Annotated in this window: 7 protein-coding genes and 1 pseudogene; 7 read left to right on the forward strand and 1 reads right to left on the reverse strand. The window is 37.0% G+C overall.

Annotated features, from left to right (window positions below):
• The 3 genes from csm3 (at nucleotide 1) to BC008_RS50360 (ending at nucleotide 2,679) form a co-directional block, all read left to right on the forward strand.
• Nucleotides 1-996, forward strand: coding sequence for a type III-A CRISPR-associated RAMP protein Csm3 (gene csm3, locus BC008_RS06480; protein ID WP_027843067.1), 996 nt, complete (start codon nucleotides 1-3; stop codon nucleotides 994-996).
• A gap of 3 nt (nucleotides 997-999) precedes the next feature.
• Complete coding sequence (gene csm4 / locus BC008_RS06485) at nucleotides 1,000-2,109, forward strand: type III-A CRISPR-associated RAMP protein Csm4 (RefSeq protein ID WP_027843066.1); 1,110 nt, start codon at nucleotides 1,000-1,002, stop codon at nucleotides 2,107-2,109.
• Between the two features lie 366 nt (nucleotides 2,110-2,475).
• Entirely contained in the window at nucleotides 2,476-2,679 is a 204-nt protein-coding gene (locus BC008_RS50360) for a hypothetical protein (RefSeq protein WP_082650500.1), read from the forward strand.
• Nucleotides 2,680-2,700: 21 nt separating this feature from the next.
• Here BC008_RS50360 and BC008_RS52040 read toward each other — a convergent pair whose 3' ends face one another.
• On the reverse strand, nucleotides 2,701-2,832 hold the full coding sequence (locus BC008_RS52040) for a hypothetical protein (protein WP_268768203.1): 132 nt from the start codon (nucleotides 2,830-2,832) through the stop codon (nucleotides 2,701-2,703).
• Between BC008_RS52040 and cas6 the strand changes: the two genes are divergently transcribed.
• From cas6 to BC008_RS06500, 4 genes and pseudogenes are all read left to right on the forward strand, one after another.
• Entirely contained in the window at nucleotides 2,819-3,148 is a 330-nt protein-coding gene (gene cas6, locus BC008_RS51185) for a CRISPR system precrRNA processing endoribonuclease RAMP protein Cas6 (protein ID WP_235595805.1), read from the forward strand. The genes BC008_RS52040 and cas6 overlap by 14 nt on opposite strands.
• A 191-nt stretch (nucleotides 3,149-3,339) precedes the next feature.
• The gene (gene csx2 / locus BC008_RS06495; RefSeq protein ID WP_027846819.1) at nucleotides 3,340-4,602 is read left to right on the forward strand and encodes a TIGR02221 family CRISPR-associated protein; all 1,263 of its coding nucleotides are present in this window, start codon (nucleotides 3,340-3,342) and stop codon (nucleotides 4,600-4,602) included.
• 765 nt (nucleotides 4,603-5,367) lie between these two features.
• Nucleotides 5,368-5,523, forward strand: a complete 156-nt coding sequence (locus tag BC008_RS49285) for a hypothetical protein (RefSeq protein ID WP_161938083.1) — start codon at nucleotides 5,368-5,370, stop codon at nucleotides 5,521-5,523.
• A 41-nt stretch (nucleotides 5,524-5,564) separates the two neighbouring features.
• A pseudogene (locus tag BC008_RS06500) lies at nucleotides 5,565-6,065 on the forward strand (hypothetical protein); the annotation flags it as partial.
• Between the last annotated feature and the right edge of the window lie 86 nt (nucleotides 6,066-6,151).

The following is a 6,151-nucleotide window of genomic DNA, read 5'->3' on the forward strand; positions in this document are numbered from 1 at the left end:
TTGCCAGCATCATTAACACAAAAACCATTACTTGGTAAAATTCGCATTACCAGCAATATTAATGTTGAAACAGGTTTACATATTGGTGGTGGTGGAGAAACTTTAGATATCGGTGGAATTGATAAACCGGTAATTCGCGACCCAATTACTAAATATCCTTATTTACCAGGTTCTTCTATTAAAGGTAAATTACGTTCGACTTTAGAAAGATTATTAAATAAACCTCTCAATCGAACCGGTGGAAGTGGAACTTACCGTTATGAAAGTGACGATTTAGAAGACGGATATACAAATATAGATGGGTTATTAATTCCCTACGAAGGTGCGCGAACCTGTCAGGTCAGTCGTTTATTTGGTTCTACCGGTGGTTCTAAATTTTGGATGAAAACAGATGTCGCGATCGCACAAGGATTGGTAAAAGATGATGCACAAGAAGAAGAAAAAAATAAAATTCCCAGAAAAACTATCGAAAATCAAGAATATATCTTAGTAGATCGGGGACGCAATGCAACAGCGCGTTTAATAGTGCGAGATTGTCACTTAGTCGAAGAATCTGCAAAAAAACTCAAAGAAATTGACACAGGTCTTTATATGACCGAGTGGAAGTTTGAAAACGGTATCGATAGAGTAACAGCAGCAGCAAACCCTAGACAATTAGAACGGGTTCCAGCAGGTTCTGTATTTAACTTTGAATTGGTTTACACCGTCGAAGATAAAAACCAAGCAGTTGAAGATCTGAAAAATATTGCGATCGCACTAGCAATTTTAGAAGATGACGCGTTGGGGGGACATGGTTCCCGAGGTTACGGAAAAATCAGATTTCAGAACTTTGGTTTGTTCTATCGCAATCTAAAACAATATCAAGATATTACACAAAGCGGTTCGGATTTCAACAAACCAATTCAAACCGCTGGTGATACAACAGCTTTGCTAGATAACTTCGGTAACCTAAGCAGCGAAATCAATAAACGTTTACCATCTACAAATGAGGAGTAAATCATGAGTAGTTGGAAACTAGTTAAGCTCAACTTTGGACGTAACCCAGTTCACTTTGGTCGGTTGGGAATCGGTATGGAAGAAACTGCTGAAAGAGTACAATCGGATACTTTATTTAGTGCTTGGGTTAGTAACTATGCACGTTTATTTGGTAAAGCTAAAGTTGAAGAATTACTAGAAAGGTTTCCCAAATATTCAAAATATGCAAAAAATTCAAATCAAGAATCTCCAGCAGTAAAAATCAGTTCAACCTTTATCTATCGTCAAACAGAAGGAAAAACAACAGAACCAAAAACAACTTATTATCTTCCCCGTCCGATGGAATTTCCCATCAATTATCCAGAAAACGACTTAGATTTTTTTAAAACCTACAAAAAACAAAAATATCTACCCTTGGAAATTTGGCGAAGATGGTACCAAGGTGAAGGATTTACAAGTAAAGATAAGGATGAATTAACAGAGAAAACCAAAAACAAGCAGACTGATGGTAATTTAAATAAATCCGGAATGTTTGATTATGGTAAAACCTATGAGATTAATAAACATCCGAAAATTGCAGTAGATCGGATAACCGCAGCAACCAATTTTTTCCATACAGGTTTAGTGCAATTCCAATGGGAAAATGAAATTTCTGGTTTATATTTTCTCCTTAACTTCCCCCAAAAAGATGAAAAATTAGAAAAAGAACTCAAAGCAGCTTTAGAACTACTAGGAGAAGAAGGATTAGGTGGAGAACGTTCCAGTGGTGCGGGAAGATTTACAATCGAATGGTTAGATCGACTTCCTGAACCCTGGGACAAGGTAATAAAATCTCCAGGAACTCACAACACCCTCATTAGTTTATTCTGGGATTCTCCCATCACCGAAAATTTTATCGAAAATGCAGCTTATGAGATCCAAGAACGTGGTGGTTGGATCGGTGATGTTAATCTGCGACGTAAAATGGTGCGCATGTTTACAGAAGGTTCGGTTTTCTCAGAGCAACCGCAAGGAAAACTTGTAGATGTCACCCCATCACAATTAATAGATGGTGGAAAATATAAATTTCACCCCGTTTATCGTAGTGGGATTAGTTTGACATTACCAATAAAAATTAAAGATATTGCTCAATGACATATGAATTCGGGTGTAGAGACGTAGCATGCTACGTCTCTACAAAGATTTTGGAATAATGTAATACCTTCAATATCAATATTCTTATGGTTTCACTAATATGACTAATTCTCTCAATTCAGCGATAACGCAAGTAGCGTTGACTAACGCAAACCCAATCCCCAAACCCAAGGTATACGAATCCAAAAGCATCCGTTTAACTGCACCCATATTACNTGATGATAGTTTAGAGAAAAAAGATAGGATTTTCAAATTTTAAGCATGGATATTATTTCTTATGTTGTAAAAGATTTCAAAGTTATATTCCATAGGCTTTTTTCTATAAAATATAAAATTTTACATTCTATCTTTCTGCAAATTTAATTTATGGACAGGTCTATTGGTTCATCAGTTTCCCGACTTAACCCCTTTGAATACGTACAAACATCCAGAAAAATATATCTTCCCGATTCGGAAGCACTAGCAAAAGCTTTCTATCAACAGGGAGAGCGAAAGTCAAGCCAAAGCTATTTCATCTCTGGAATTATCACCAACTCTAGAATTTCTCGGGGCAAAATTCAACGTCATTAACCGCGAAGATAACATCACTAGCTACGAAGAACTATATACAACCTTAGTCGCAAACGAACCAGAACCGGTCCGACGATTTGACCTCAAATTTATTACACCCACAGGATTCGCACAGGGAAAAGCAAGTTTACCCCTTCCCATACCAAGTTCCATGTTTCGCAGTTGGTTAGATCGTTGGAATGATTTTGCACCCGTCTATCTAGGAAGTAATGAATTAATCGCCTATTTAAACCAAGCTGTAATCCTTAAACATCACAAAATTCAAACCAGAAGTTTGCAATTACATAAAGGTTACGTCAGTGGGTTTATCGGAGATGTTTCTTTACAAGTCTTCAACAGTGCTGATGAATTACTTGCAAATGTCGCAAACTTATTAGTTCACTATAGTGAATTTGCTGGTACCGGGATGAAAACTCGTTTGGGAATGGGACAGACAAGGATGAAATCTGCAGCGATCGCAAATCAATGACAATGCATTTTCAAAGAAACATTTGTCCAACCCAAAAATATTTAAACCAAATTCCAACCAAATTCTAATCAAAAATATTCTAACCAAAACAATATACCATCACAGGGCGCACGTCGGTGCGCCCCTACGAATCAACAATAGTATGAGTAATTTTTTGTTAATTAAATTGCGACTTAAGGAACCTATTTACTATGGCTAAAATTCTAATTTCGTCTTTGGGAGTAGGAGGAAGATTTAAGAATCAGGACAAACCTGACAGAGAATACAGAACAACTTGCTATCAAATAGAAAATAAATCATATCCTAAAAGTACATTTATGGCTTCTGTACTTTACGAGCACTTTGATTTGGATGGCATTATATTCATAGGTACAGTCAAATCCATGTGGGAGGAAGTATATAGCTTCTTTTGTAAAAAAAATTCTGTTCCACAAGATGATGATTACTGGTACAAACTAGCCTCAACGATTGATACCGTAACCCATGAAAGCGAACTAACCTCTCTCGACCTATCACCTCTCGAAACATTATTAGGAGAACATTCGAAATGCATTTCCATCAAATATGGACTTGACGAACAAGAATTATGGTTAAACTTTGACAAGATTTTGGAAATTGTCAGTTTCCTCAAACCAGGTGATGAAATTTATCTCGATATCACCCATTCATTTCGCTCGCTATCATTGTTTCTATTTCTAACCGTTACATTTCTCAGAGACTTAGCATCAGAGAAAAACATCAAAATTGCAGGAGTCTACTACGGAATGTTAGATGTGACATCTGAGTTGAAATACACACCTGTAGTAGACTTAAAACCTTTATTTGATATGACTTCCTGGATTAAAGGTGCATATAGTTTACAGAGTTATGGAGATGGAAGTTTAATTGCTCAATTGCTCAAATCTCAGAACGAACAACAATTAGCAACTCAAATCGAACAACTCTCTAATGCAATCAATATAAATTATGTTAGTGCGATTCAACAAAAAAGTTCTACTTTAAAAAATTCCTTACAAAATTCAATTATTACTGGACCCTTCAAATATCTGAAAAATACTCTCGAAAAATTTGTCAATCAATTTACCCGTTCTTCATCTGTCCCGGAATCAGAATATCAACTTAACTTAGCCGGATGGTATTTTGAAAACAAACGTTATGCTACAGGATATATCACCCTAGCAGAAGCGATCGTTACCTATGTTTGCGAAATCAATGATAGAGATATCAGGGATAAAAACGAACGAAGCGAAATGAAACAATTTCTAACGCAATTGGAAAATAAAAGTAGTAAACTCGCTCAATTATATTTTAAAGTAAATCCAGTTAGAAATAGTATTGCCCATGCACTTTTAGAAGAAGGGAAAAAAGTAACAAGGGATTCCGATGCTATTAATCAAGCTAAAAATTATCAAAGAGAAGCCAAAAAGATATTTCAAACAGGAACATTAGGTTAAGAGAACTAGTGGGTAACTAGCAACGGATGGGTTTACTCGTGTGGTGAATATTGCAAAAACGGATTATCTATCTGTTCCATCCGTTATCAATACTTTTACTCGTTTGAATAATCCCATCCGTTGCTAATCTTCCATCCGTTACTAAATGTTTATTTTTATATTTTATTCTTGATAATTTGTCATGTGTAGTGTACTTTAATGGCAGCGTGTTGAGCGTCGTCGACAGCACTCCCCAAAACCTTGAAAACCCTATAATCTCGTTGACTGGTGTCGTTAGCGAAGCGTGTCGCTACTGCGACATCTGCCTTATGGAGCAAGGTTTCCAGGCTGCAAAATCGACTAATTTTTGGGAAATTTTTCTCATTTCTCAGACTGGTGTCGATTAGGGTATCTCAAACCCGCTCACAGCAAAGCTTCCAAGAGTGAACTCTTTCCAAACCACTTCCCCTCAACGGGGATGAAAACCTCAAGAGAAATTCCATAGCGAAACAACTGATAAATTACACCTCCAACTCAACTAATAACCCAACGATCCGCCTTGGAATAAATGATGCTGTTGGTCAATTAGCACAAGGTTAAACCCCTTGTCCTCAAAGCCTTAATTTTGCGTTGCTTTTATACCCCGCAATAAATTGTGGGCTAAAATTCTAAATTCATTTCAAGGTACTCAAACCCAGGAAATTAATACAGTTTAGGACTGATGGGTTAAACCCCCTTTCTATTCGCCAACAGCATCATTTATTTCAAGGTGGAATTTTGGTCTATATGAGGTTATTGCAAGTTATTAAAATACTTTTATCGTTTCGAGTAATCTCATCCGTTGCTAATCTTCCATCCCTTGCTAATACGACCATCCCTTATCAAACCAATAGCTTTACCCACAGCGCGATCGCAAGAAAGATGGATATCTATAATTACTAGGGGTATAACATAAATAACTGTTCGCTCTTGTATTTCCCCCTATGTCCAAAATCCTGTTAGTCACAGTTGGTGGTTCATTCCAACCCATCGTCACCTCAATCCGCAGCTTACAACCAGACAGAGTTATATTTATCGCTTCCGATGGAGAAAGAGGTAGTAAATCCCAAGTAATTGGTGAAGGATATCCCTGCGAAGTGCGACGGGGACATGAAATTATTGAAAAATTACCAAATATTCCCACCCAAGTTGGTTTAGGAGATAAATTCCAACCCGAACGCGATCTAATCTCCATCTCCAACCCAGATCTATTATCGGAATGCTATATCCGCGTTACAGAATGCATTCGCAAATTAAAACAAGAAAACCCCGACGCTGAAATTCTCGCAGACTACACAGGGGGAACCAAAACCATGTGTACCTCCTTAGCAATGGGAGCGATCGATTATGGAATTGATCTATATATCACCATCGCTAACACCAGGAACAACTTGGTTAAAGTTGAAAAAGGAGAACTCACGCAAAAAGTTGATACCAGTTTTAGAAATCCTATTTATGTAATACCAACTCTATGTGAAGTTGCATATAACTGTAGAATAAAGAATGAAGAAATAAAAGAAGCAAAAGCGAA

It is taken from the genome of Mastigocoleus testarum BC008, assembly GCF_001456025.1.
In the GTDB taxonomy this organism is placed as follows: Bacteria; Cyanobacteriota; Cyanobacteriia; order Cyanobacteriales; family Nostocaceae; genus Mastigocoleus; species Mastigocoleus testarum.

Excerpts from the sequence above, each read along its gene's own strand:
- csm4 (WP_027843066.1), top strand. The coding sequence starts at position 1,000 with ATGAGTAGTTGGAAACTAGTTAAGCTCAACTTTGGACGTAACCCAGTT.
- BC008_RS50360 (WP_082650500.1), top strand. The coding sequence starts at position 2,476 with ATGGACAGGTCTATTGGTTCATCAGTTTCCCGACTTAACCCCTTTGAA.
- BC008_RS52040 (WP_268768203.1), bottom strand. The coding sequence starts at position 2,832 with ATGGAACTTGGTATGGGAAGGGGTAAACTTGCTTTTCCCTGTGCGAAT.
- csx2 (WP_027846819.1), top strand. The coding sequence starts at position 3,340 with ATGGCTAAAATTCTAATTTCGTCTTTGGGAGTAGGAGGAAGATTTAAG.
- BC008_RS49285 (WP_161938083.1), top strand. The coding sequence starts at position 5,368 with ATGAGGTTATTGCAAGTTATTAAAATACTTTTATCGTTTCGAGTAATC.